The sequence below is a fragment of the Shewanella sp. VB17 genome (assembly GCF_013248905.1).
In the GTDB taxonomy this organism is placed as follows: domain Bacteria; phylum Pseudomonadota; class Gammaproteobacteria; order Enterobacterales; family Shewanellaceae; genus Shewanella.
This window is the reverse complement of the sequence record NZ_JABRVS010000001.1, coordinates 4,497,802-4,524,074: the sequence shown is the minus strand read 5'-3', so window position 1 is coordinate 4,524,074 and position 26,273 is coordinate 4,497,802. Positions and strand designations below refer to the sequence as shown.

General features: G+C 40.4%; 23 protein-coding genes and 4 tRNA genes. 26 read left to right on the top strand and 1 reads right to left on the bottom strand.

Annotation, left to right across the window (positions count from 1 at the left end):
* The first annotated feature begins 76 nt into the window (after positions 1-76).
* From orn to HQQ94_RS19405, 25 genes are all read left to right on the top strand, one after another.
* Entirely contained in the window at positions 77-622 is a 546-nt protein-coding gene (gene orn, locus HQQ94_RS19525) for an oligoribonuclease (RefSeq protein ID WP_173295988.1), read from the top strand.
* 172 nt (positions 623-794) lie between these two features.
* Positions 795-870 (top strand) — tRNA-Gly (locus HQQ94_RS19520).
* Positions 871-893: 23 nt separating this feature from the next.
* Positions 894-969, top strand: a tRNA-Gly gene (locus HQQ94_RS19515).
* Positions 970-1,111: 142 nt separating this feature from the next.
* Positions 1,112-1,187, top strand: a tRNA-Gly gene (locus HQQ94_RS19510).
* A 142-nt stretch (positions 1,188-1,329) separates the two neighbouring features.
* Positions 1,330-1,405, top strand: a tRNA-Gly gene (locus HQQ94_RS19505).
* 866 nt (positions 1,406-2,271) lie between these two features.
* Positions 2,272-2,730, top strand: coding sequence for a tRNA (adenosine(37)-N6)-threonylcarbamoyltransferase complex ATPase subunit type 1 TsaE (gene tsaE, locus HQQ94_RS19500; RefSeq protein WP_173295987.1), 459 nt, complete (start codon positions 2,272-2,274; stop codon positions 2,728-2,730).
* Positions 2,731-2,732: 2 nt separating this feature from the next.
* Positions 2,733-4,052 (top strand): N-acetylmuramoyl-L-alanine amidase, encoded by a 1,320-nt coding sequence (locus HQQ94_RS19495; RefSeq protein ID WP_173295986.1) that lies wholly within the window; start codon positions 2,733-2,735, stop codon positions 4,050-4,052.
* A 59-nt stretch (positions 4,053-4,111) separates the two neighbouring features.
* Positions 4,112-5,944, top strand: coding sequence for a DNA mismatch repair endonuclease MutL (gene mutL, locus HQQ94_RS19490; RefSeq protein ID WP_173295985.1), 1,833 nt, complete (start codon positions 4,112-4,114; stop codon positions 5,942-5,944).
* 55 nt (positions 5,945-5,999) lie between these two features.
* On the top strand, positions 6,000-6,890 hold the full coding sequence (gene miaA / locus HQQ94_RS19485) for a tRNA (adenosine(37)-N6)-dimethylallyltransferase MiaA (protein ID WP_217274224.1): 891 nt from the start codon (positions 6,000-6,002) through the stop codon (positions 6,888-6,890).
* Positions 6,891-6,982: 92 nt separating this feature from the next.
* Positions 6,983-7,267: an RNA chaperone Hfq gene (hfq, locus tag HQQ94_RS19480; RefSeq protein WP_173295984.1), complete on the top strand. Its 285-nt coding sequence runs from the start codon at positions 6,983-6,985 to the stop codon at positions 7,265-7,267.
* A 19-nt stretch (positions 7,268-7,286) separates the two neighbouring features.
* Entirely contained in the window at positions 7,287-8,585 is a 1,299-nt protein-coding gene (hflX, locus tag HQQ94_RS19475; RefSeq protein WP_173295983.1) for a ribosome rescue GTPase HflX, read from the top strand.
* Positions 8,586-8,628: 43 nt separating this feature from the next.
* A complete protein-coding gene (hflK, locus tag HQQ94_RS19470; RefSeq protein WP_173295982.1) occupies positions 8,629-9,768 on the top strand; it encodes an FtsH protease activity modulator HflK in 1,140 nt (379 codons plus the stop codon).
* 3 nt (positions 9,769-9,771) lie between these two features.
* A complete protein-coding gene (hflC, locus tag HQQ94_RS19465; protein WP_173295981.1) occupies positions 9,772-10,650 on the top strand; it encodes a protease modulator HflC in 879 nt (292 codons plus the stop codon).
* A gap of 321 nt (positions 10,651-10,971) precedes the next feature.
* The gene (petA, locus tag HQQ94_RS19460) at positions 10,972-11,562 is read left to right on the top strand and encodes a ubiquinol-cytochrome c reductase iron-sulfur subunit (RefSeq protein ID WP_173295980.1); all 591 of its coding nucleotides are present in this window, start codon (positions 10,972-10,974) and stop codon (positions 11,560-11,562) included.
* Positions 11,562-12,776 (top strand): cytochrome bc complex cytochrome b subunit, encoded by a 1,215-nt coding sequence (locus HQQ94_RS19455; RefSeq protein WP_173295979.1) that lies wholly within the window; start codon positions 11,562-11,564, stop codon positions 12,774-12,776. Before petA ends, HQQ94_RS19455 begins: the two co-directional genes overlap by 1 nt.
* Complete coding sequence (locus HQQ94_RS19450; protein ID WP_173295978.1) at positions 12,776-13,498, top strand: cytochrome c1; 723 nt, start codon at positions 12,776-12,778, stop codon at positions 13,496-13,498. The genes HQQ94_RS19455 and HQQ94_RS19450 overlap by 1 nt, the downstream gene beginning before the upstream one ends.
* Before the next feature lie 106 nt (positions 13,499-13,604).
* Entirely contained in the window at positions 13,605-14,234 is a 630-nt protein-coding gene (sspA, locus tag HQQ94_RS19445; RefSeq protein WP_173295977.1) for a stringent starvation protein SspA, read from the top strand.
* Positions 14,235-14,699: a ClpXP protease specificity-enhancing factor gene (locus HQQ94_RS19440; RefSeq protein ID WP_173295976.1), complete on the top strand. Its 465-nt coding sequence runs from the start codon at positions 14,235-14,237 to the stop codon at positions 14,697-14,699. It abuts the gene before it with no gap.
* A 210-nt stretch (positions 14,700-14,909) separates the two neighbouring features.
* Positions 14,910-15,482 (top strand): aminodeoxychorismate/anthranilate synthase component II, encoded by a 573-nt coding sequence (locus HQQ94_RS19435; protein ID WP_173295975.1) that lies wholly within the window; start codon positions 14,910-14,912, stop codon positions 15,480-15,482.
* Positions 15,483-15,603: 121 nt separating this feature from the next.
* Complete coding sequence (locus HQQ94_RS19430; RefSeq protein WP_173295974.1) at positions 15,604-18,093, top strand: prolyl oligopeptidase family serine peptidase; 2,490 nt, start codon at positions 15,604-15,606, stop codon at positions 18,091-18,093.
* An 83-nt stretch (positions 18,094-18,176) separates the two neighbouring features.
* The gene (locus HQQ94_RS19425; protein ID WP_173295973.1) at positions 18,177-19,319 is read left to right on the top strand and encodes an HDOD domain-containing protein; all 1,143 of its coding nucleotides are present in this window, start codon (positions 18,177-18,179) and stop codon (positions 19,317-19,319) included.
* Positions 19,320-19,697: 378 nt separating this feature from the next.
* Entirely contained in the window at positions 19,698-20,915 is a 1,218-nt protein-coding gene (locus HQQ94_RS19420; protein ID WP_173295972.1) for an aspartate aminotransferase family protein, read from the top strand.
* 122 nt (positions 20,916-21,037) lie between these two features.
* Entirely contained in the window at positions 21,038-22,057 is a 1,020-nt protein-coding gene (astA, locus tag HQQ94_RS19415; protein WP_173295971.1) for an arginine N-succinyltransferase, read from the top strand.
* 8 nt (positions 22,058-22,065) lie between these two features.
* Entirely contained in the window at positions 22,066-23,526 is a 1,461-nt protein-coding gene (gene astD / locus HQQ94_RS19410) for a succinylglutamate-semialdehyde dehydrogenase (RefSeq protein ID WP_173295970.1), read from the top strand.
* A gap of 159 nt (positions 23,527-23,685) precedes the next feature.
* Entirely contained in the window at positions 23,686-24,483 is a 798-nt protein-coding gene (locus HQQ94_RS19405) for a DUF1338 domain-containing protein (RefSeq protein ID WP_173295969.1), read from the top strand.
* A 56-nt stretch (positions 24,484-24,539) separates the two neighbouring features.
* Here HQQ94_RS19405 and crp read toward each other — a convergent pair whose 3' ends face one another.
* A complete protein-coding gene (crp, locus tag HQQ94_RS19400; protein WP_173295968.1) occupies positions 24,540-25,175 on the bottom strand; it encodes a cAMP-activated global transcriptional regulator CRP in 636 nt (211 codons plus the stop codon).
* A gap of 317 nt (positions 25,176-25,492) precedes the next feature.
* Here crp and HQQ94_RS19395 point away from each other — a divergent pair, with 317 nt between their 5' ends.
* Positions 25,493-26,269, top strand: coding sequence for a tetratricopeptide repeat protein (locus HQQ94_RS19395; protein ID WP_173295967.1), 777 nt, complete (start codon positions 25,493-25,495; stop codon positions 26,267-26,269).
* Positions 26,270-26,273 lie beyond the last annotated feature (4 nt).

Sequence of the window (26,273 nt, the reverse complement as noted above, 5' to 3'; positions counted from 1 at the left end):
ACTTAAAAAAGCAGTATGATACACGGTCTTAAACAAAAAAGCCTGAATTTAGGCAAACAGGGAAAAAGGCAGATTTATGGCTGCAGATGCAAACAATCTCATTTGGGTCGATTTGGAAATGACAGGGCTTGAGCCTGACATCGAGAGAATTATTGAGATTGCAACTATAGTGACAGATAAAGAACTGAATATACTCGCAGAAGGGCCTACTATTGCTGTTCATCAATCTGATGCTCAGCTTGCCAAAATGGATGATTGGAATAAAAAACATCATGGTGAGTCAGGTTTAATTGATAGAGTACGTTCTAGTAAATATAACGAAGATCAAGCTGTTGCTATGACTATTGAGTTTCTTTCTAAGTATGTTACTAAGGGCTCTTCTCCTATGTGTGGGAACAGTGTTGGACAAGATCGTCGTTTTATGACTCTTTACATGCGGGAGCTGGAAGATTTTTTTCATTATCGGAATATAGATGTAAGTACAGTAAAAGAGCTTGTTCGTCGCTGGGATCCAGACAGTGTGAACGGCTTTACCAAGCTTGGCACCCATAAAGCTTTGATAGATATTCAGGAATCAATTGCTGAGTTGCAGTATTATCGAGCAAAAGTATTTAAAATTTAACCAATCAGTCATTTTATTTTCAAGAAGGGGTTGCAGCAATATGAAATTCTCATATAATGCGGCCTCAACTTTACTGCTGGCAAAGATTAAAGTTGCAATGCAAGATATGTGTTGATAAAAGGTTGCTGTAAGGCCTTCATTTCGATGATTGATTGCATTGTTGGAAATTAAAGCGACATTAGCTCAGTTGGTAGAGCGATACCTTGCCAAGGTATAGGTCATCGGTTCGAACCCGATATGTCGCTCCAAGTTTAAAGTTATAAAAATATAAGCGACATTAGCTCAGTTGGTAGAGCGATACCTTGCCAAGGTATAGGTCATCGGTTCGAACCCGATATGTCGCTCCAAATTTAATGTAAAAATAATGCGACATTAGTTCAGTTATTTTTTCAAGTGTTGATACCTTACCTTTGACAAGGTATAGATCATCGGCTCGAAGACACTTTTTATTTAAGGTAGATTCGGTCCAAATTTAATGTAAAAAATGATGCGACATTAGCTCAGTTGGTAGAGCGATACCTTGCCAAGGTATAGGTCATCGGTTCGAACCCGATATGTCGCTCCAAATTTAATGTAAAAATAATGCGACATAAGTTCAGTTGTTTTTGCAAGTGTTGATTGAATTCCTTTACCAAGGCATAGATCATCGGTTCGATCTAACTTTTTATTAAAGGTAGATTCGGTCCAAATTTAATGTAAAAAATGATGCGACATTAGCTCAGTTGGTAGAGCGATACCTTGCCAAGGTATAGGTCATCGGTTCGAACCCGATATGTCGCTCCAAATCACATGTAAATTTACGAAAAAATTAGCTAAGTTTAACGCTTAACAATAGTTGAATCGTATTTAAAACACATCTTGCTCAAACACATCAACATTTAAAGTCTGTTTTATAAAAGTACTCTATTGATTTTTTAATTGTAATTTATTTTACTGATATTAAGTTAACATACTCATAGTTAACAATAAAATCGTGTCAATTTTATTGAGTGGGCATACGATAGCTAAAGTTTGTGCCTGTCATTAGCGTGATTTTAGTGAAGATCTTTGTCATCATTTAATTGAATAATGGCTTTGTATATTCCAATAACAACTAAAATAACACAAACTAGTAACAATGCCTGTATTAAAATATTTGATTGCAATGGTAGACTAACCATCAACAAACACAGTGCTAAAATTATCAAGGTAAAGAGCTTCATCCATATGCTCCAGTTTAATCATTAGGTCAAAATTTGTTCCCTTTGAGTAAGTGTAGTAATATTTGTTCCTTTTTACGAATCTAAGCTCTGAATAACTACGCTTGATAGTTTGTAATTATCAAGGATAGATTGACTATAACTTGCATAAAAGTGGCAAGCAGCTTGCTGCATAATTGGATATTTATACCAATAAATAAAAGTATGCTGCCATTGAGAACACAAGTCTGCAACTTTCACAACCTGCACTAGCATCATGTAATGAAATAGTCTTTGAAGGTGAGGGGGGGATTTTAGGGCATTGTAGAGGTATATTTTAAACACTTAGTTAATAATATTTAGACATCTGGTAAAGTTTTACTGTAATTGAGTGAAAGCTGTTTAGCTAATAAGCTATTTGATATAAAGTTACAAGTTAAAATTAACGTTAGCGTTTTAAGAATAGATATCATGACACCAATTAAAGTCTACTTGGATAATGAACTGGATACAGTTGAGTTAGGTCAGCGAATAGCGGCAATCATAACACCGCCCTTGATCTTAAACCTTTCGGGTGAGCTTGGGGCGGGGAAAACAACCTTCAGTCGAGGGTTGATTCAAGCATTTGGTCACAAGGGGACGGTGAAGAGCCCTACTTATGCTTTGGTTGAACCCTATGAACTCTGTGGTGTAGATTTATATCATTTTGATCTTTATCGATTAAGCGATCCTGAAGAATTAGAGTTTATGGGGATCAGGGATTATTTCACCGAGAAAAGTATTTGCATTGTCGAATGGCCAGATCGTGGTCATGGACTCATACCTGAGGCTGATATTAGCTGCCACATCAAATATGTCGATGAAAGTCGTGAAGTGGAAATCACTTCAGGCTCCGAAAAAGGGCAATTGCTACTAAGTAAATTCAAATAACAATGATAAAAACAGCGTCGATTTTACAATGTTTATTATGCTTGATGACGTTATGTTCATCTTTTTTTGTTCATAGCGCCAATCAATTAGGTGGAGTACGAATTTGGGCTGCTCCAGAGTCAACTCGAGTCGTTTTTGATTTAAGTGAGGCACCTAATTTCACCCATTTTTTATTAACAAATCCTTATCGTTTGGTGGTCGATCTAAAAAGCACTTCGACACCGATAAATCTTGCTAAGTTGACCAATAACAGTAAATTAATTAAAAGAGTCCGTATCAGTCAACCACCATCAAAAGGGACGCTAAGACTGGTTATTGACCTCACTAAACCAGTTAAATCGAGTTTATTTTCTTTGTCTCCAACGGCTCCATATGGTAATCGACTTGTTGTCGATCTTGATGGTAGTGGATCTCAGCAAATGATTAAAATAAACCAACCTAAAACTGAACTTAGGGATGTTATCGTTGCGATTGATGCTGGACATGGTGGTGATGATCCTGGCTCTATTGGACCATCAGGTATTTATGAAAAACAAGTTGTATTACAGATAGCCAAGAAAGTAGAGGCGAAAATAAATGCCACTCCTGGTATGAAGGCAGTAATGACTCGCTCTGGAGATTATTTTGTTAATTTGAATAAGCGATCTGAAATTGCACGTAATAGTAAAGCAGACCTGTTGATATCGATCCATGCTGATGCATTTACCTCTCCTCAGCCTAGAGGAGCCTCTGTGTGGGTGCTATCCATGAAAAGGGCGAATAGTGAGATAGGTCGTTGGCTTGAGCATAAAGAAAAACATTCAGAGTTGTTGGGTGGTGCTGGTGAGATAATACAAAATACGGATAATGAACAATATTTAGCGATGACCTTGCTTGACATGTCTATGGACCGCTCTATGGCCATTAGTCATAATATTGCGGGAGATGTATTGTCAAATTTAGGTACCGTGACCAAGTTGCATAAATACAAACCTGAATCAGCGAGTTTCGCAGTACTTAAGTCACCTGATATCCCTTCTATTTTGGTCGAGACTGGCTTTATTTCGAACTATAAAGAAGAAAGGTTATTATCGCAGCGAGATCATCAAAATAATATAGCGAGTGCTGTGTATAAAGGGGTGCTCAAATATTTTGAGTCCAACCCACCGGTGGGCTCTTTAATGGCCAATAAAGGGTCATTTAAACATCATGTTCGCAGTGGAGAATCTTTGTCAGTGATAGCGAACAAATATCACATATCGATTGCCAGTATTAAGCGCGCTAACGGCCTAAAGTCAAATATTCTAAAAATTGGGCAGAAGTTGGTTATCCCTAAAGCCTAGTTTGCTATAGGATGAGTGATATTTTGTAGCTTAAGCTTATTATTCAAGATTAAACAAATATGACAATACAGATACTGTCTCCACAATTAGCAAATCAAATAGCGGCAGGTGAAGTGGTTGAACGGCCAGCTTCAGTGATTAAGGAGTTAGTTGAAAATAGCTTGGATGCAGGTGCTACCCGTATCGATATTGAGATCGATAAAGGTGGTAGTAAGCTGATTAAAATACAAGACAATGGTGTCGGGATCCCTAAATCTGAATTGGCCTTGGCGCTGTCTAGACATGCGACTTCTAAACTCAGTACTTTAGATGACTTGAGCGCCATTTTAAGCTTCGGATTCCGTGGTGAGGCGCTAGCAAGTATTAGTTCTGTTTCTCGACTGACTTTAACGTCGCGAACAGCAGATCAAAGTGAAGCTTGGCAAGCTTATGCCGAAGGTTCTGATATGGCTGTTAAGGTTATCCCTGCTGCGCATCCTGAGGGGACGACAATAGAGGCTGTCGATTTATTTTTTAATACTCCAGCAAGAAGACGTTTCATTAAAAGCGATAAAACTGAGTTTACTCATATTGATGAATGGCTTAAACGTATTGCTTTGGTCAAGCCAGAGATCCATTTCTCTTTAAAACATAATGGCAAGCAAGTTCGTCACTATCGTCCAGTCAGTACTCAAGATCAATATTTAATCCGTTTAGCTCAAATTAGTGGTAAGGCTTTTGCTGAACAAGCAATTGAGATTGATTGTCATCATGAAGGGCTTAAACTGAGTGGATACATCCAATCCCCTTTTTTTACTGCTCCTGCGAGTGACACTCAATTTTTTTATGTCAATGGCCGTTTGATCCGTGACAGATTGGTGAACCATGCGGTGAGGCAAGCTTTTGCTGAACATGGAACCGGTGAACAAGCAAGTTACGTGTTGATGTTAGAGGTCGATCCCCATCAAGTCGATGTGAATGTCCACCCTGCAAAGCATGAGGTTAGATTTCATCAAAGTCGTTATGTGCATGACTACATTCTACAAGCATTGCAATCGGCTTTGATGCAAGTGGCACGCACTTCAATCGACGCTCCTAACGAGAACAAAGAGCATGATATTCAAGATGATTGGCATAAACAAACGGTACCTGAAAGACAAGTTGCTGAAACCAACTCCCCTGGTTACTTAACACATTCAAAGAGTGCACTAAAGAGTAAAGATAGTGGCTTATCAGGTGAATCACATTTAGAGTCTGAATATTCAAGAGGAGGTCAATATTCTGCACGTGCTCAAGTTGAGCTACCTTCAGCAAGCGCAATAGCCTCTTATACACGATTGTTAAAGACCGACGATGTTAAGAATGATGCGCCAGATAATCGTTTAACGAGTCAAATGCCTCCGGTGTTAGCCAGTAAATACTGGGTGCGTGTTGAAGGTGAACATTTGTCTTTGTTAGTCATAGATGACGTTGCAAAATGGCTTAAAAAGAGAGATATTTTAGGTAAAATTGCAGATGGACTGATTAGCCAGCCCTTGTTGATGCCTGTTTCAATTAAAATTGACAATGACTGGCTTAATACTTTAGATGAAAGAGAACAACTATTAAGAAAATTAGGAATTGAAGTAACTATTCGTCTTGGGCAGTTGATTATAAAGAAAGTGCCCCCATATTTAAGACATAGTCAGCTAGTTACAGTGATACCTGAATTATTATTATGGATGAGGTTTGATGAACCTAGCCATGAAGCGCTAGCTGTTTGGTTAGTCAAACAAGATCAAACAAAGTTTGAATCAGTATTACATATTTGGTCGATATTTAATCAGCTGGATGATGACATTCAGCAGGAATTCACACAGAAGGCCAAGTTATTACCTTGGCAATCATGGTTAGAAGAGCAATTGAGTGACTGAAAACAGTTCATCAAAACGCCGTAATACAGCCGTTTTGCCTCAGATATTGACACTTATGGGGCCTACAGCTTCAGGTAAAACAGCACTGGCCATAGAGCTGGTTGAACAATATAACTGTGAAATAATTTCAGTTGATTCCGCTTTAATTTATCGCGGGATGAATATTGGTACTGCTAAGCCTAATTTACAGGAGCTTCGCAAGGCACCTCATCGACTTATTAATATTCGAGATCCATTAGAGAGTTATTCAGCTGCTGACTTTAGAACGGATGCTCTGCTGGCAATAGAAGACATTTTAGCTCAAGGGAAAAAACCATTACTTGTTGGTGGAACTATGATGTATTTCAAAGCTTTATTAGAAGGTTTGTCACCATTGCCTGCCGCAAATGATAGTATTCGAAAGCAGATACAGAGCGAAGCTGAACTGCATGGTTGGCAGTATTTACATGATGAGCTTACGCGAATAGATCCTGTCTCAGCTGAACGTATCCATCCTAATGATCCTCAGCGATTATCTAGGGCAGTTGAAGTCCACAGACTCAGTGGTAAATCGTTAACAGAGCTTACTGTCGTGAAGTCAGCACCATTACCCTATGACGTGGTGCAATTTGCTATTTCACCCAAAGACCGAAAAGTGCTACATCTTTCTATAGAAGAAAGGTTCAAATTGATGTTAACTCAAGGGTTCGTGGAAGAAGTTGAATTACTCAGGGAACGAATTGAGCTGAATATTGACTTACCTTCGATGAGATGTGTTGGTTACAGACAATGCTGGCAATACTTAGATGGTGAGTATGACTATGATACTATGGTCGAAAAATCAGTAGTTGCTACTAGGCAATTGGCGAAACGTCAATTAACATGGTTGAGAGGTTGGCCTGAGTTAAATTGGCTGGAAAGTGGGTTAGATTCAAACCTTACAGAGGTATTGCGACATTGTCGCTAGCAAATTTATTCTTGCTATACAATACTAATAACCAAAGAAAATTTACGTGTTTTAGTTTTACTACTTATTTTTAATAAAAAGGAAATTACAAAATGGCTAAGGGGCAATCTTTACAAGACCCGTTTTTGAACGCACTGCGCCGTGAGCGCGTTCCCGTTTCTATTTATCTTGTTAATGGCATTAAGTTGCAAGGGCAAGTTGAATCATTTGATCAATTTGTTATTTTGCTTAAAAACACGGTCAGTCAAATGGTCTACAAGCATGCTATTTCAACTGTCGTGCCAGCACGTCCATTTAACGTGAGTGCGCATACAGCGACACCGACAGCAGCACCAGCTGGATTTAATGGTCAGACTGATGAAACGAGTGAGTCATAAGTGTTAAGGAGTTTGCTTTTTGTTTGATCGTTATGAGGCTGGAGAAAACGCCGTTCTTGTTCATATCGAGTTTTCCGATGAAGATCGTAGGGAAGATTTAATCGAACTACAATTATTGGTCGAGTCCGCTGGAGTGAAATCCATTGGGGTGATCACAGGAAAACGTCGTTCACCGGATCGAAAGTTTTTTGTTGGATCGGGAAAGGCCGATGAATTAGCTGCGATGGTTGCGGGCACGGAAGCCGACGTGGTCATTTTTAATCACCCATTGACTCCGGCTCAAGAGAGAAATCTTGAGGTGGTATGCCAATGCCGTGTATTAGACCGTACTACACTCATTTTAGATATTTTTGCTCAGAGAGCCCGAACGTATGAAGGTAAGTTACAGGTAGAGCTAGCGCAACTACGCCATATGTCAACACGGCTTATACGGGGGTGGACCCATTTAGAACGCCAAAAAGGTGGCGTCGGTATGCGGGGACCAGGAGAAACTCAGCTCGAAACTGATAGGCGTCTGCTTCGAGGGCGAATTAGTGTCATTAATAAACGCTTAGCAAAAGTGGATAAGCAACGTGAGCAGAGTCGCCGAGCTAGACGTCGTAGTGATTTAGCAACAGTCTCATTGGTTGGATATACGAACGCAGGTAAATCGACTTTATTCAATTCACTTACAGCATCTGATGTTTATGCCGCGGATCAGCTTTTTGCCACTCTAGATCCGACGCTGAGAAAGCTAGATCTCGATGATGGAAATGTTATTTTAGCTGACACCGTGGGTTTCATTCGTCATTTACCTCATGACTTAGTAGCGGCATTTAAAGCAACACTGCAAGAAACTCGTGAAGCGGATTTATTGCTTCATATTGTTGATTGTTATGACGAGAATATGACTGATAACTTTGAGCAAGTTCAATTAGTGCTCAAAGAAATAGGTGCTGAAGATATACCGCAATTAATTGTTTATAATAAAATTGATTTGTTGGATGAGGTTGACCCTAAAATCGATTACGATGATGAAGGCATACCTATTAGAGTGTGGGTTTCAGCTCAGAAACAACAAGGTTTAGCGTTGTTAAAAGAAGCCATCAACAGTATTGTTGGTAAGGTGACGTTAACATTGACCTTGGAAATACCTGCAACAGCTGGATATTTTCTTGGCCAGTTATACCAACTTGATGTGATACAGCAGAAAGAATATGATGAACTAGGGAATTGTATCTTGTCTGTTCGATTATTAGAGGCCGATTGGCGTCGACTTGTTAAGCAGAGCGAAGGAAAATTAGAAACTTTAGTTGTCGAATATTCGACAATAGAGTAGTTTTTAGTGATCTCATTTATTTCATACACCAGTGGAGTGCTAAATGGCTTGGAATGAGCCCGGAAACAAGGGTAAAGACCCTTGGGGAAATAAAAGTGGTAACGATAAGGGACCACCAGATTTAGATGAAGTTTTTCGTAATATATCTAAGCGTTTTGGCGGCAGAAAAGGCGGTGGTTCAGGGCCGAGCTTTAGCTCATTCAGCCTTGCCATTGTGTTGGGTATTGCTGTTGCTATTTGGGCTGCATCAGGTGTATATACTGTCAAAGAAGCAGAGAAAGGAGTGGCACTTAGATTTGGCCAATACATAGGTGAGGTTGAACCTGGCTTACATTGGAAGGCGACTTTTGTTGATGAGATTTTTCCTGTCAATGTCAACACTGTACGTTCAATTCCCGCTTCGGGTAGCATGCTTACAGCCGATGAAAATGTAGTGTTAGTTGAACTTGATGTGCAGTATCGCGTTATGGATGCTTATAACTTCATATTCAGTGCTGTGGATGCTAATAGCAGTTTACGTGAAGCGACAGATAGTGCCCTGCGGTATGTTGTTGGCCATAATAAAATGGATGATATTCTAACGACAGGTCGAGATAAAATTCGTCGTGACACTTGGGCTGAAATTGAGCGAATTATTGAGCCGTATAAACTTGGTATTCAAATTGATGACGTCAACTTTCTACCCGCTCGTCCACCGGAAGAAGTGAAAGATGCTTTTGATGATGCGATTTCAGCTCAGGAAGATGAACAACGTTTTATTCGTGAGGCTGAAGCTTATGAAAGGGCAATAGAGCCAAAAGCTCGTGGCCAAGTTCAGCGTATGGAACAGCAAGCTAACGCTTATAAGCAGCGTGAGATCCTAGAAGCTAAAGGTAAAATTGCCCGTTTTGAATTGTTGTTACCTCAATATAAACTGGCGCCAAAAGTTACCCGTGAACGTCTATACCTTGATTCAATGCAACTTGTATTGAAAGGCACCAGCAAGGTGTTAGTGGATTCTAAGAGCAGTAATAATATGATGTATTTGCCTTTAGATAAACTGATGGAGAATAGTAAGTCCGTTGCTAAACCTCATCAGACTAATTCAACGTCTTCAGTAAACTCATCAAGCAGTAATATGAGTCAGAATAGTATGCCGATTGACTCACGTCCATCGCGTGGCGAACGTCAAGGGAGGAACTAAAATATGGGAAGGTTAGTCGCCATTATTGCTGCGGTACTTGTTGCCGTATTATTATCCTCTATCTTGATCGTTAACGAAGGCGAGAGAGCCATAGTTTCACGTTTTGGCAAGATTTTAAAAGATGAAGATGTGACGCGTATTTATGCGCCAGGCTTACATATTAAACTACCGGTAATAGATAAAATCAAATACCTTGATGCACGGATCCAAACCTTGGATGGCGCAGCTGATAGATTTGTTACTTCAGAAAAGAAAGACCTGATGGTTGACTCTTATGTGAAGTGGCGAATATTTGATTACGAAAAATATTATCTTTCTACTGGTGGCGGTAATAAAGCCAACGCAGAGTCATTGCTGCAACGTAAAATTAATAATGATCTTCGTACCGAATTTGGCCGTCGTACCATTAAAGACATTGTTTCAGGTAGTCGTGATGAACTGCAACAAGATGCGTTAAAGAATGGTGCTGAAAGTGCTGCTGACTTAGGCATTGAGGTCGTTGATGTTCGAGTTAAACAGATAAACTTGCCTGCCAATGTCAGTTCGAGTATTTATCAACGTATGCGCGCTGAACGAACCGCTGTAGCAAAAGAACACCGGGCTCAAGGTATGGAGCAATCCGAGATTATCCGAGCTAAAACAGATGCGTCAGTGACGATTCAGATTGCAGACGCTGAACGTAAGGCGCTAGAGGTTAAAGGTGAAGGTGATGCTACGGCTGCTAAAATTTATGCCGATGCTTACAAAAAAGATCCTGAGTTCTTTAGTTTTCTACGTAGTTTAGAAGCGTATAGAGAGAGCTTTGCTGATGGTTCAAATGTCATGGTATTAGAACCTGACAGTGAATTCTTTAAGTACATGAAGAGCTCTACAGGTAAATAACGCTATTTGAATTAAAAAGCTCGGCTTAGTCCGAGCTTTTTTTTGCCTCAAATATATAACTACTTCATTGAGTAAGAAATAGTATTTTCCAGCTTGCTTTTTATTGAGCTATCTTTAAGAACAGAGATGTAACGTTTGTTTTTTAAGCTGAGTTAGATATTTTCCTAACTATTGTTAACTTTGTTATCTGTTTTACTATGTTCTATTTATAATTTTTAGCTATAATGAGCGCGCCTCAAGTTTCGTTTTAACGTTTTGGGGTAAACACCAAATTCTGAACAATTTAAAACAAAAATTCCAACACTCTCAGGAGATAAGTGGATGAGCAATGCGCCAGTCGATACCGGACGTCGCAGATTTCTGACAGCAGCAACTGCCGTAGTAGGTGGTGCAGGTGCCGTCGCTGCGACTGTTCCTTTTATAAAGTCATGGAATCCGAGTGCCAAAGCGAAAGCTGCAGGCGCACCGGTTGAAGTAAACATAAGTAAAGTAGAGCCGGGTCAACTGATCCGTGTTGAGTGGCGTGGTAAGCCTGTATGGGTAGTGCGCCGTACCGAAGAAATTTTAGCCAACCTTGCTACATTAGATGATCAACTTCGCGATCCTGCATCAGTGGAAGAGCAGCAACCCGCTTATGCACAAAATGCTGGACGTTCAATTAATCCTGAGTATTTTATCGCTGTGGGTTTATGTACTCATTTAGGGTGTTCTCCGACTTACTTGCCAGATACTTTTGGTGAGCAGGTTGAAGGCGTCCCTTCTGGTTTCTTCTGCCCATGCCACGGTTCTAAATTTGACTTGGCAGGTCGAGTATTCCAAGGTGTACCGGCTCCGTTGAATTTAGTGGTTCCACCTCACCAGTACATTGATGACAGAAATGTGATAATCGGTGTTGATCAAGGGGCTGCGTAATGATTAAAAATATAGTTGATTGGATTGATGCTCGGATCCCAATGACGGCTACCTATAATCGTCATGTGGGTCAGTACGCAACACCTACGAACTTTAACTTTTGGTATTTTTTCGGCTCATTAGCCATGTTGGTCTTGGTCAATCAGTTATTAACTGGTATATGGTTGACAATGAATTACGTACCGACGGCTGAAGGGGCTTTTGCTTCAATCGAATACATCATGCGTGATGTTGAATATGGATGGTTGCTTCGTTATATGCACTCCACTGGTGCATCGGCATTTTTTGTGGTGATTTATCTGCATATGTTCCGGGGTTTGATCTACGGTTCATATCAAAAGCCTAGAGAGTTATTGTGGCTTTTTGGCATGTTGATATTTCTGGTGCTAATGGCTGAAGCCTTTATGGGCTATTTGCTGCCATGGGGACAAATGTCTTATTGGGGAGCACAGGTGATTATTTCTTTATTTGGTGCAATTCCATTTATAGGTGATGATCTGACACTGTGGATCCGCGGTGATTTTGTGGTGTCTGGTGCAACCTTGAATCGCTTTTTTGCATTACACGTGATCGCGTTGCCTTTAGTATTAGTCGTCTTAGTTTTTTTACATTTAATTGCACTGCATGAAGTGGGTTCTAACAACCCTGATGGCATTGAAATTAAGAAAAACAAAGATGAGAATGGTTGGCCTATTGATGGTATCCCATTCCATCCTTATTATACTGTTAAAGACATTATGGGGGTTGCAGGCTTTCTGATTATCTTCTGTTATGTGTTGTTTTTTATGCCTGAAGGCGGCGGGTACTTCCTTGAAGGGCCTAACTTTGAAGCTGCAAACTCAATGAAGACACCTGAGCATATTGCACCAGTTTGGTATTTTACGCCTTTTTATGCCATTTTACGTGCGATACCGGATAAATTATTAGGCGTTATCGGCATGGGACTTGCTATTGCCGTACTGTTTATATTGCCTTGGTTAGACCGTTGTAAGGTCAAGTCTGTTCGTTATCGTAGTCTGACGCATAAGTTGAACATCGCCCAGTTTGCTGTGTCTTTTGTTATTCTTGGATATTTAGGTGCTGTTGCGGCAACGCCTGTATTAACCAACGCAGCTCGCTTCTTTACTCTGACTTATTTTGGTTTCTTTGTATTCCTTTGGATATACAGTAAAAATGAGAAGACTAAACCTGTTCCAGAGAGGTTGACTCACTAATGAAAAAATTAATGATTGCATTAGTTACCTTAATTCCATCTTTTGCGTTTGCATCTGGTTCTGGTGTGCATTTAGAAAGTGCCAATGTGGATCTGCATGATACAGAGTCACTGCAGCGTGGTTTGGATAATTTTCAAAACTACTGTGCGGGTTGCCATAGTACTCAATATCAGCGTTATAATCGTGTTGCAGATGACTTAGGCATATCTTTAGATGATATGCGTGCTAAGTACATATTCGATGTGAATGTAAAGCCTGGTAGTTTAATGAAAAATGCCATTCCAGCTAAAGATGCAGCTAAATGGTTCGGTGCTACGCCACCAGATCTTACATTGGTTGCTCGAGTACGTGGTGAAGATTGGATTTATTCTTATTTGAAAGGCTTTTATCATGATGAAAATCGTCCTTTTGGTGTAAATAATACTGTTTTTCCATCAGTCGGTATGCCTCATGTATTACAAGATCTTCAAGGTCTACCAGTCAAAGAAGTGGTGACTCATGAAGATGGCACTAAAGTGACAACTTTAGTGGCTACTGGTGGCAAGCTTAATGCTGAAGAGTATGATCAACTCGTACGCGACATTACAGGGTTCCTCGTTTATTCGGGCGATCCAGTTAAACTTGAACGTGAAAGTTTAGGCTGGTGGGTAATGGGCTTTTTGTTTATCTTCTTCGTGATAGCTTACTTACTGAAGAAAGAGTACTGGAAAGATGTACACTAACCTTTAGAAAGGTTAGAATGTATCATTCGCATACTGTAAACGAGGGGTTATCCCCTCGTTTTGCTTTTTATTTTTTGCTTTTTACTTAAAATCTTGGAGGGTATCAATGGCTGTTGCTGCCAATAAACGCTCAATTATGACTCTGTATTCAGGTGCTGACGATCTTTATAGTCATCAAGTTCGTATCGTCTTAGCTGAAAAAGGAGTCACCGTTGATGTACTTCAGGTTGAGACAAGTGAAATGCCTGAAGATTTAATCGAATTGAACCCTTATAATACAGTGCCAACTTTGGTTGATCGTGAACTTGTACTTTATAACTCACGTATTATCATGGAATATTTGGACGAGCGTTTTCCTCATCCACCACTAATGCCCGTTTATCCAGTATCTCGTGGACGTACACGTTTGATGATGCATCGCATCGAGAATGATTGGTATACATTAGTTGATCGTATCAGAAGTGATGATCGTGCTGATGCTGCTCGTAAAGAATTACAAGAAAGCTTAGCATCTATCGCGCCAGTATTTAATGAAATGCCTTATTTTATGGCAGAAGAATTCGGTTTGGCTGATTGCTATTTAGGCCCTCTATTATGGCGTTTACCTGTGCTTGGTATCGAACTTGATATCCGTACAGCGAAAGAAGTTAAAGCTTATATGACACGTCTATTTGACCGTGAATCATTTAAAGCGTCATTAACAGAGGCCGAGCGCGAAATGCGTATGGGTGCTTAAATGAAGCCGATGACCCCTAATCGTCCGTATTTGCTGCAAGCATATTACGATTGGTTAATGGATAATGAACTGACACCGCATGTTGTTGTTGATGCCTATGTGCCAGGTACCCAGGTTCCACAACAATATGTAAAAGACGGGCAAATTGTGCTTAATATCACTTCCTCAGCTGTAGGTAATTTACAGATAGGACATGAGTATATTGAGTTCAATGCACGCTTTGGTGGTGTACCTCAGCAAGTTGTTCTTCCAATGGCGGCGATAGTTGCTATCTATGCCAGAGAAAATGGTGCAGGCACTGTTTTTGAGGTTGAAGATGCATATCAGCTTGAAGATGAAGAGTTGATAGAGTCAGGTTTATCTGTTGTTGAAGAAGCAAAAGATGAGCTTGTTACAGAAGGGGTTGATGATAAACCTGAAGTAACAGAGCCAAAACGCCGAGGTCATCTTACGTTAGTGAAGTAGACCTTAGTGAATAAAAAAAGCCAGTGATATCACTGGCTTTTTTTATTAAATTTTTCTTATCACTTGTTTAATTTCTTACCCAACTATTGAGGTCTAATACCCATTAAGCGTCTTTTGGAATGAGATCTATTTGTGGTGATTTAAATGGGCTTTATGTTAGCATTCCACTCTCATTTATTGGCTTCATGTATTTTATGCCTTGGGTAGTTTATGCTGTTAATGATCGATAACTATGACTCTTTCACATTTAACTTAGTGCAGTATTTTCAGCAATTAGGTCAAGAGGTTCTGGTTAAGCGTAATGATGAAATTACCATTGCTGATATTGACATATTAGCGCCGAGCCATATCGTTATCTCACCTGGGCCGCGCAGTCCCAATGAAGCCGGTATCTCTTTATCAGTGATTGAATATTTTGCAGGAAAGATACCTATCTTAGGAGTATGCTTAGGACACCAAGCGATTGCACAGGTGTTCGGTGCTGATATCATACGTGCAAAACGAGTTATGCATGGTAAAACAAGTCTGATCAGCCATGTGGGTGAACGACTTTTTTCAGAACTGAATCATCCACTTACCGTTACTCGTTATCATTCATTATTAGTGAATTCACTGCCTGATGGTTTTACGCTAGATGCTTGGTTTGACGATGATGTTCATGGGCGTGAAATTATGGCAATGAGCCATAATCATTTACCTCTTTATGGGGTACAGTTTCATCCTGAATCGGTATTAACAGAGCAAGGGCATGAGCTGTTACAGAATTTTCTTAATTTAAGTTAATACCATCCTAGAGTAAGATCCCAGAGCTTAAATTCTTTCAGCTGTTACAATTTTCTTGTAACAGGCTACCTGTTATATGCTATAAATATTCGCCAAAATAAAACAATAATAAGGAAGGAGAATGAGACGTTTTAATCGATATTCTAGCTTGAGTGTGCTGATTATTGCCAGTCTAACTGGTTGCGTGGCAACTTCAACTTCAAGAGAGCAGGGGCTAACTGAGCCTGCTAGTCAATCAACGAGCCAGTTATCATTTGCTCCGCCGCCTAATGCTAATCATGCATTGACACTAAAACAGATCATGGCTAACCCTGATTGGATGGGAATATTAGCGCAAGAGGCTTATTGGGGCGACGATAGCCAGTCAGTTTATTTTGTCCGTCAAGCTCACGGCAGTCCAATTAAAGATTATTATGAACAAGCGTTAAATGGTGGTAACGCGAACCAACTTTTGCTAAATCAATTGCATCAAGCCTCTCAAAAGCATGGTGTTTTTAGCAATGATAAGACCAAGAAAGCGTATATCTATCAAGGTAATGTTTTTGTAAAGCAGCTTAATTCAGGCATTGTTTCACAACTCACTAAAGAAAACACACCAATTAATGGTGTGCGCTTCCTCAATAACGGTGATATTGCTTATTGGCGGGAAAATAATATTTATCGTATTCATAATAACACGGGTATGAATGAGGAAATTGCCAGAATCAAGATGTCTACCGCACCTAAAGGGGGAGAGGAACCATCAACTTATATTGCTAAGCAGCAAAAAAAATTAATCAAATATGTGGCACAGCAATACGATAACCAAAAAAAGAAAGCGCAATACAAGGCAAGCTTAGCAGAGGTCGATCCTACACTGGCCAGTAAAACTTGGTATCTAGGAGATAGCGAAACCGTGTCAGAGCTGAGTCTCTCGCCTGATGGTCGGTTTGTATTGCTGGCATTAATCGATAAAAAATATAGTTGGCGTGGCGAGCTTGATATCATGCCTAACTATCTTAGTAGAGATGGTCATATTGATGCCATACCTGTTCGCTCTCGAATTGCTGAGGATAATATTCCTGGAGAACGTTTGGTGTTATTAGATCTTAATTCTCATACACAAACAGCTATCAGTATCGAAGGACTTGAGGGATATGATGACGATGTGTTAGCGAGTGTGAAATCTGAAAACGCTAAGGCAAAAGGAGAACCATATTATCCTGTGCGATCACCGCGAAAAATTCAGTTAATACAAGATTGGGGTTGGGATCAAAGTGCGATCCAGTGGCAAGGAAGTGACAATAAGGTCGCCATTATGCTTGAGGCGATTGATAATAAAGATCGCTGGATAGCGACATTAGATCTTGATAACGGTGTACTTAACACTGAGCATAGGTTACATGATAATGCCTGGATTAATTATACCTTTAATCAGTTTGGTTGGTTGCCAGATAGCGATGCGCTTTACTATTTGTCTGAACAATCGGGTTACTCTCATCTTTATCTTAAGCCTGTGGGTGAGTCAGCTAAAGCGTTAACTCAAGGTCAGTATGTCGTGAGTGAGATCACCCTTGGTCCTAAGGCAGAATTTATCTACTACAAGGCAAATAAAGATCATCCAGGGATCGATAATGTGTACCGTGTTGAGATTAATACCGGTAAAAATGAGCAGTTAACCCATTGGGATGGCAAGCTTGATTATCGCTTAAGTCCAGATGGTAATAGCCTATTACTTACCGCATCTCGCCGCACATCGCCTAATGAGCTTTATGTGCAAACGATTGGCGGTAAGCTAAAAAAAATGACCTCATACACAAGTGACGCATTTAAAAATTACCCTTGGCAAGCGCCAGAGATTGTCACCGTGCCATCGAGTCATGGTGCTGAGAATATTCATGCCAGAGTGTATTTACCCCAAGGGTATGATAAGAGCCAAGCTAGCAAGTATCCGGCGGTGATCTTTAATCATGGTGCAGGATATTTACAAAATGCCCATTATGGTTTTTCTGTTTATTTTCGAGAGTTTATGTTCAATAACCTACTAGCTCAACAAGGTTATGTTGTTATGGACATGGATTATCGGGGGTCAAAAGGATACGGACGTGATTGGCGTACTGCGGTGTATCGCCAAATGGGCACGCCAGAAGTTGAAGATTTACAAGATGCTGTTAATTGGATGGCAGTTAATATTCACGTAGATGCTAACAAGGTTGGTACTTATGGGGGATCCTATGGTGGTTTTTTGACCTTTATGGCATTGTTTAACAAGCCTGAGCTATTTCAAGCAGGTGCTGCGTTGCGGCCGGTGACGGATTGGGCGCATTATAATGCTCCTTACACCTCCAATATTCTGAACACACCAGATATCGATCCAATTGCTTACCAACGTAGCTCGCCGATTGAACATGCCCAAGGTCTGCAAAAACCATTGCTTATTATGAGTGGTGTACTTGACGATAATGTTTTTTTTCAAGATAGCGTGCGTTTAGTGCAGCGTTTGATTGAGCTGGAAAAGCCAATGTTCGAAACGGCCATTTATCCTGTTGAGTCTCATGGTTTTAAGGAGCCCTCGAGTTGGTTAGATGAATATCGTCGAATTTATAAATTGTTTGAACAAGAACTAAAATAGTTGATTAAGCCTCCACAGCGAGGTTTTTTTTTGTCTAAAATAGTATTAAGTTTTATTTATATTCTTTTTGGGGAAAATCAATAGTGGCGATATCGGTAGCCGGAGGAGTTAGGCCTGGCAAGGTCATTGAAATAGAGCATAGGCTTTATCAACAGTTAATTGTGGGTAAGCAACAGTCTAGTTCTATGTGCGATGAACTGGGTGAAGGCGTAGAGCTTGATGCTAATAAGCTAGCGGTAGAGCGTGAAGCTGCTTTAGAGCGGTTAGCAAAGAAGGTAGAGGATAAACAGTTATTTGAACGAATTTCAACACAATTAGTCGATGAAGTCGGAGCTGCCATTGATCATCGTCTGGCGTCTACTGATGGCGTTATAAAAAGCTCAGGAATTAATGAATCTCAGTTGTTGATTTTAGAGCTAGTACAGGACAGTAAAATTGATATCAATCGTTTGATTTCTTTGATTGAACATGAATCATGGTTAGTTCGAGATTTGCTTAATATTGTCAATAGTGCTTCTTTCAGGCACCGCAATAGTAAAGATCCCGATATAAAAGTGACAGATGTAAAGTTAGTGCTTAACTTTATCGGTCTTGAAAATATTAAGTTACTTGTTCCCTATTTTTGTTTGAGAAATTGGTTGCCATCAGGACACGCGAATTTATTGTGGATCACACGTAAATTGTGGCGTTATTCAATGATCAGTGCAATTGCGGCCCAAGCATTAGCTAAATTACATGAAAAAGATAGTGTATTTGTCTATACCTGTAGCTTGTTAAGCCAGTTAGGCCCTTCAGTTGTGTTGACAAATAGCGCTGTACTGTTCACAAATACATGGGACTTTTGGTTGCGAGAGGCCAGTAAAAGTAGAGATAAAGATTTGTATGATGCGGTTTTAGCCACAGAGTTCCCATCTGAAAAACTGTACGATTTGGTCATACAGTATGGTGATAGATTGAATTGGCAGTTATTGGAGCAATTAAATTGTCATAACAGCGGTATGGCATCTGTGATGGCTGAACTCGATAATAATTTGAGTTATAAAGATCTTTCTGAAAATGCAGCCATTGTTGCCAGAGCAAGCTGTTACGCTAAAGTACTGCTATTGGATGAAATGAAACAGCTGGCCCCTCAAGAGAAACGTATTATGTTTGACTATTATGAGTTGAGCAAGCAGGAAATCATTAGGTTAAAAAGTCAGAATTATCGTAAGTTAGACATCATGTAGTTGTTTTATTACCCTTTATTCACTCTTGCTTCAAAGCGAATTTAGCAACTTAATACTAGAAGTAAACACCTTTATGTGTGTTGTATATGCGTATATTGTAAATAAATAGTCATAATAGACCTCGGTAAATTTTTTTATGACTAAATATGTTCAAAATCCCCGCTATAAATGCTTGTATCATTCTTAAAGACAAATCTTTATGCAATATAGATATATTGTGATCTTAATTGAGTGGAAGAAACTGGTGTTTTGATCACATTTTCGTTATTAATGTCTATTAAGTAATGTGAACACGTACCGTCACAAGTGTCATTATAAAGAAAAAAGGCGGGCGCAGTGGCTTTTAGAGCCATTAACCATAATAAAGGATAAGAAGGTATGAGCGTGAACAAGACCCTAACAAGAGCACAATTTGATGAAGTCATGGTGCCTAACTATGCGCCTTCGGCTATTATTCCTGTTCGTGGAGAGGGAAGCCGAGTGTGGGATCAGGAAGGGAATGAGTTTATCGATTTTGCCGGTGGGATTGCAGTTAACTGTTTGGGTCATTGTCACCCAGCTTTAGTTGGAGCATTGAAAGAACAAGGTGAAAAGCTTTGGCATTTATCCAATGTAATGACTAACGAACCCGCCCTTACATTAGCAACGAAACTGGTCGATGCCACTTTTGCCGATAAGGTTTATTTTGCAAATTCAGGTGCAGAAGCAAACGAAGCTGCTCTTAAACTGGCGCGTCGCTATGCGATGGATAAATTTGGTGCAGAAAAAGATCAAATTATCGCATTTGATAAAGCTTTCCATGGACGTACATTTTTCACTGTCAGCGTGGGAGGCCAAGCGGCTTATTCTGATGGTTTTGGTCCAAAGCCACAGAGTATTACTCATGTGCCTTTTAATGATATTGCAGCATTGGAAGCGGTGTTTTCTGATACGACTTGTGCAGTTATGATGGAGCCCCTTCAAGGAGAGGGCGGTATTATTGATGCTGATCCTGAATTTTTACAAGTTGTGCGTGCTTTGTGTGATAAGCATAATGCGCTGCTGATATTTGATGAAGTTCAAACGGGTGTGGGTCGCCTTGGCGAGCTTTATGCTTATATGCGTGGTGATGTTGTGCCTGATATATTGACAACGGCTAAGGCGCTTGGTGGAGGATTCCCTATTGCAGCGATGTTAACTACTAAGGCGATTGCTGATCATCTTAAAATAGGGACTCATGGCTCAACGTACGGTGGTAATCCATTAGCTTGTGCTATCGGTAATGCCGTGCTTGATGTTGTTAACACACCAGCAGTGCTTAACGGTGTTAAAGTGCGTGAACAATTATTGCGTGATGGCCTCAATAAGATTAACGCTAAATATCAGGTTTTTTCTGAGGTTCGTGGGCAGGGTTTACTGCTTGGTGCCGTCATGAATGATAAATATCAAGGACGTGCTAAAGACTTTTTGACAGCATCGGTAAACGAAGGGCTTATGACGCTGATCGCAGGTGTTAATGTCGTACGTTTTGCTCCTTCTTTGGTTATTCCTGAAGCGGATATTGCTGAAGGCTTAGTTCGCTTTGAGCGTGCCGTGGCTAAGATTGTAGCGCCTTAATTAACATCTTGGATGTAGGGTAAATACCTACATTGAGCATACTTTACCCTTAACCGTTTTTTACTTGCCTCATCGCCGGTAAAAAACGTTAAGTGCCTGAGTGAAAGTGAGGAAACTTTGAGATGTTAATAATACGTCCTATCCTATCTAGCGACTTTGAAGCCTTATATCAAATAGCGGAAGAATCCGGCCATGGAATGACATCATTGCCTGTCAATGAAGCGTTACTTAAAAATAAAATAGCCCGAGTAGAAGCCTCATTTTTAAAAGAGGTGGATAAGCCCTTCGATGAAGGTTATTTGATGGTGCTTGAAGACACTGAAACGGGTGAAGTTGTTGGAACCTGTGGCCTAGAAGCTGCTGTGGGAATGGAAGATGCCTTTTATCATTATCGGCTTGGTACCGAGGTCTATTATTCAGAGCAGATTGATGTTCGCAATGAAGTAGAAACCTTGACTTTATGTCATGATTACACCGGAGCTGCAGAACTTTGCACCCTGTTTTTACGTGAATCTTACCGTAAAAATAACAATGGTCGGATGTTATCGCGTAGCCGGTTTCTCTTTTTAGCTCAGCATTCTCAACGATTTGGTCAAACCGTGATTGCCGAGATGCGTGGTCAAAGTGACAAAGAGGGCCATTCACCATTTTACAATTGGCTACAAAAACACTTTTTAGGGATAGATTTTGTTGAAGCTGATTACCTTTCTGGTTTAGGTAAAAAAGCTTTTATGGCTGAGATGATGCCCAAAAAATCTGTGTATGTTTGCCTGCTACCAGAAGAGGCGCAGAAGGTGATCGGTGAAGTTCATAGTAATACGCGTCCAGCGTTGAATTTACTTAAGGCAGAAGGTTTCAGATTTCGTGGTTATGTGGATATTTTTGATGCTGGCCCAACGGTTGAATGCAATATCAATGATATCCGCTCTGTTAAAGAGAGCCGCTTGCTGAGCATCAATATTGGGGTAGCCCCCATATCTGAAATCAGTTATATCATTGCTAATACTCAATTAGTGAATTATCGCGCAACCTCTTCGACACTGCTTGTTAGTGCAGACAGTGATGAAGTTGTTATTTCGCCGGAATTAGCAGCAGGTTTGCTGCTTAAACAAGGTGATCAAATCCGTATTTTGGCTTTGTAGGAAAAATAATGACGCAATTTATTAATGGTCAGTGGGTGCCAGGTTTAGGTCATGATGTGATCTCTAAAAACCCAGCCAATAACCAGGTTATCTGGAGTAGTCAAACAGCAACAGCAGAACAGGTGAATATCGCCGTTGAAGCTGCCCGCACAGTGCAATTCGATTGGTTTATGCTTGGATTTGAAGGTCGTTTGGCTATCATCGAAGCTTACCGTATTGAGCTTGAAGAAAATAAAGCTGAAATCGCAGAAGTGATTGCACAAGAAACGGGTAAGCCACAGTGGGAAACAGCGACAGAAGCCGGTGCTATGATTGGTAAAATTGCTCTTTCAGTTGCAGCTTATCATAAGCGTACGGGGAGCAGTGAAAATGATACACCGGCGGGACGTGCAGTGTTGCGGCATAAGCCTCATGGTGTGGTTGCGGTATTCGGGCCTTATAATTTTCCAGGCCATCTACCCAATGGTCATATCGTTCCTGCATTGCTTGCGGGTAACACTGTGGTGTTTAAACCATCAGAGTTGACGCCTAAAGTCGCTGAGCTAATGCTTAAGCTTTGGGAAAAAGCAGGATTGCCAGCGGGGGTGATTAATTTAGTTCAAGGTGAAGTTGAGACGGGGAAAGCGTTAGCTTCGCATCCACAGATCGATGGGTTGTTTTTTACGGGCAGTTCACGAACAGGTCATATGCTGCATCAACAATATGCAGGTGAACCTGGTAAAATCTTAGCGCTAGAGATGGGTGGAAATAATCCCTTGATAATCAAAGGGGTTAAAGACACCAAAGCGGCTGTGCATGATATCATTCAGTCTGCTTATATCTCATCAGGCCAACGTTGCACCTGTGCACGTCGCCTTTATGTAGAGAAAGGTGTCGAAGGTGACGCATTACTCACTGAGCTGACTGCGGCTGTTAAGCGAATTCAAGTCGGCGCTTGGGATATGCAACCTCAACCCTTTATGGGGGCAATGATCTCAGAAGCTGCCGCTAAAGGGATGGTGTCAGCTCAACGTAATTTACTTAACTTAGGAGGGACATCACTGGTTGAACTGACGCATATTGAGGCGGGAACAGGTTTGGTTTCACCGGGTCTTATTGATGTTTCTCAGGTGATAGAATTACCTGATGAAGAGTATTTTGGCCCGCTGCTTCAAGTCATACGCTACAGCGACTTTGATGAAGCGATTAAGCTGGCGAACAATACTCGTTATGGTCTTTCTGCTGGTATTCTCGCTGATAGTCGTGATGATTATGAGTATTTCTTAGCCCGTATTCGTGCGGGGATCGTGAATTGGAATAAACAGATCACAGGCGCTTCAGGTGCTGCGCCATTTGGTGGTGTTGGCGCATCGGGTAACCATAGGGCGAGTGCATTTTATGCGGCAGATTACTGTGCTTATCCTGTCGCTTCTGTCGAAGCTGATTTGGTTAGCCTGCCTGCGAACTTAAGTCCAGGTTTGAGTATTTAATTCAATGAAAATGAGAGGTGCTGTAAGGTACCTTTTATTTATAGTATAGAAAGATAGATAGGTAAAACCGTTATCCATCGTTGTACTTATATCGTCAAAAATACAATAGCATGGTTTCGACTGTGTCTGAATAACACGATGTTGTTAAGGAATTAATTGATGCACACAGATATTAATAGGTTATTTGGCTGTCTTTGGGATGATTATGTCGAAATGACGCCCTCTGCAGGTAAGGTTCATCAACTCTTGTCAAAAGGAGAAGTCATAATCAATGATCATATTGCATTGCGTACGTTTAACCTTGAGAAGGTAAATTTAAGCGTTTTAGCGGCTCATTTTGAACGTTTAGGTTATGTTGACAGCGGTGATTACTATTTTGAAGCGAAGAAATTGCAAGCTAAGCATTTTGAACATCCAGATCCGACCCAGCCTAAAGTATTTATCTCAGAATTGATGGTTGAAGAGTTTAGTCCACAGCTGCAGGGTATTATTAAAGGCTTAATCAACCAAATTGATATCGACGCGACTCAAGCCGATAATTTTCTCTATTCTGGGCGACATTGGGATCTGGATTTTACGACCTACGAAGCGCTACTTGCTGAAAGTGAGTATGCGGCTTGGGTTGCTGCATTTGGTTATCGGGCTAACCATTTTACTGTTTCAATCAATCATCTTCCTGGATACTCAACGATTTTGGATGTCAATGAAACCTTGAAGCAAGGTGATTTTATCTTGAACTCTGCAGGTGGTGAAGTCAAAGGCTCTGCCGAAGTTCTACTCGAACAGTCAGCCACGATGGCTGACAGGATAGAGGTTAACTTTAAAGACGTTCAGAAATCGATTCCAAGCTGTTTTTATGAATTTGCCTTACGTTACCCTAAAGCTGACGGTGAACTTTATAGCGGCTTTGTTGCAGCCTCTGCAGATAAAATTTTTGAGAGTACTAATGCTAGTTAATTGATATTCCTTTCAAAAAAATAGCTTGTAAAACAAGCTATTTTATCATGATTAGCTTAACGAGTACCGTATACCACAATTGTTTTACCGTGAGCTTGAATTAAGTTTTGTTCCTCAAGCATTTTTAGGATGCGGCCTACGGTTTCACGTGAACAGCCTACAATTTGACCAATCTCTTGACGGGTGATCTTAATTTGCATACCATCCGGATGAGTCATTGCATCAGGTTGCTTTGCCAAATGTAATAATGTTTGTGCAATTCTTCCTGCAACATCAAGGAAAGCAAGATCGCCTACCTTTTGGCTTGTGCTATGAAGGCGGTGAGCCATTTGAGCTGATAGCTTCATTAAAATTTCTGGGTTAACTTGGATAAGCTGCTTAAATTTCTTGTAAGAAATTTCTGCTATTTCGCAAGCTTGTTTCGCGCGAACCCAGGCTGTACGTTCAGCGTGTTCTTCAAACAAACCGAGCTCACCAATAAAGTCACCTTGATTAAGGTAAGAGAGGATCATCTCTTTGCCCTCGTCATCTTTGATTAAAACCGTGACAGCCCCTTTGACAATATAATAAAGGGTATCAGATTCTTCACCTGCGTGGATCAAAGTGCTTTTGGCTGGATATTTGTGAATGTGACAGTGTGATAAAAACCATTCCAAAGTAGGATCTGGTTTAGGCTTACCAATCAGAGCCATGCCTATGTTCCTCGAGTGTTTAATTAAAATACAATAATATGCTAAATAAACAGTTTACGTAAATTAAGCCCATAAAACCTAGATACAGGTCTCCATTTAGATAAAATGAATCTGGACAAGGTGCTATCTATACTGGTGATTATTTTGATACATTAGTGAGGTAAGTCAACTAATACCGCATAAAAGATAGGGTGAATGACATTAATGATGTTAGGTAATGATATTTTATCTGATTTAATGTAAGAACTTAACTGGTAATGTCTTGTCTGATGAGTGACGAGGATTAATTTTTTAGTTTGTTGTTTTAGGGGTTGTGTGTGAAATATCGTTCGTTAATTATCAGTGTTGGATTTGTCATTACAGCTGCAGTGAGTACTGCCACGTATGCTTTTTCAATCCCACAACCCATACCAGAAGTTGCTGCGAGTAAGCTTGCTCATATTGAACTTAAAGCAACCCAAGGTGAACAAGAAGCGCAGTTTTTATTGGGATTAATGTATCTTTCTGGGCGCTTTGTGGAGCAAGATCAGCCGCAAGGGGTAAAGTGGATATTATTAGCAGCAGAGCAGGGTCATATTAAAGCCCAACAAACGATCGCAGATCTTTCTTTTGAAGGTAACATTGTTGCTCGGGATCTCACTGTCGCTGAACGTTGGTACCTCACACTCAGTGAGCAAGGCAGTAAGTGGGCTGAATTTAGATTAGGTTTTATCTATGCAGCTGGCGGCGAGGGAATTCAACGTAATTGTGGCAAAGCGGTCCAACGTTTTAGTGCTGTTGGTGATAAAGTATCGCTGGGGAATGTAGCTTGGATTTTGGCGACTTGTCCAGAAGCCGAATATCGAAATGGTGATAAAGCGTTAGCACTTGCGCAACGTTTACTCGGTATCAATCAGGAGGATCCCACTAACTTAGATAATCTTGCTGCAGCTTATGCTGAAACCGGTGACTTTAACTCAGCGATTATGACCCAATTGAAAGCCATTAATGCTTTGAAGTTGAGTGAGCAGATAGACCGCTCCGATGAGTTTGAGTTACGTTTACAAACCTACCAACAGAATAAACCTTTTAGAGAAACCGTTCCTTTAATGTAATAAG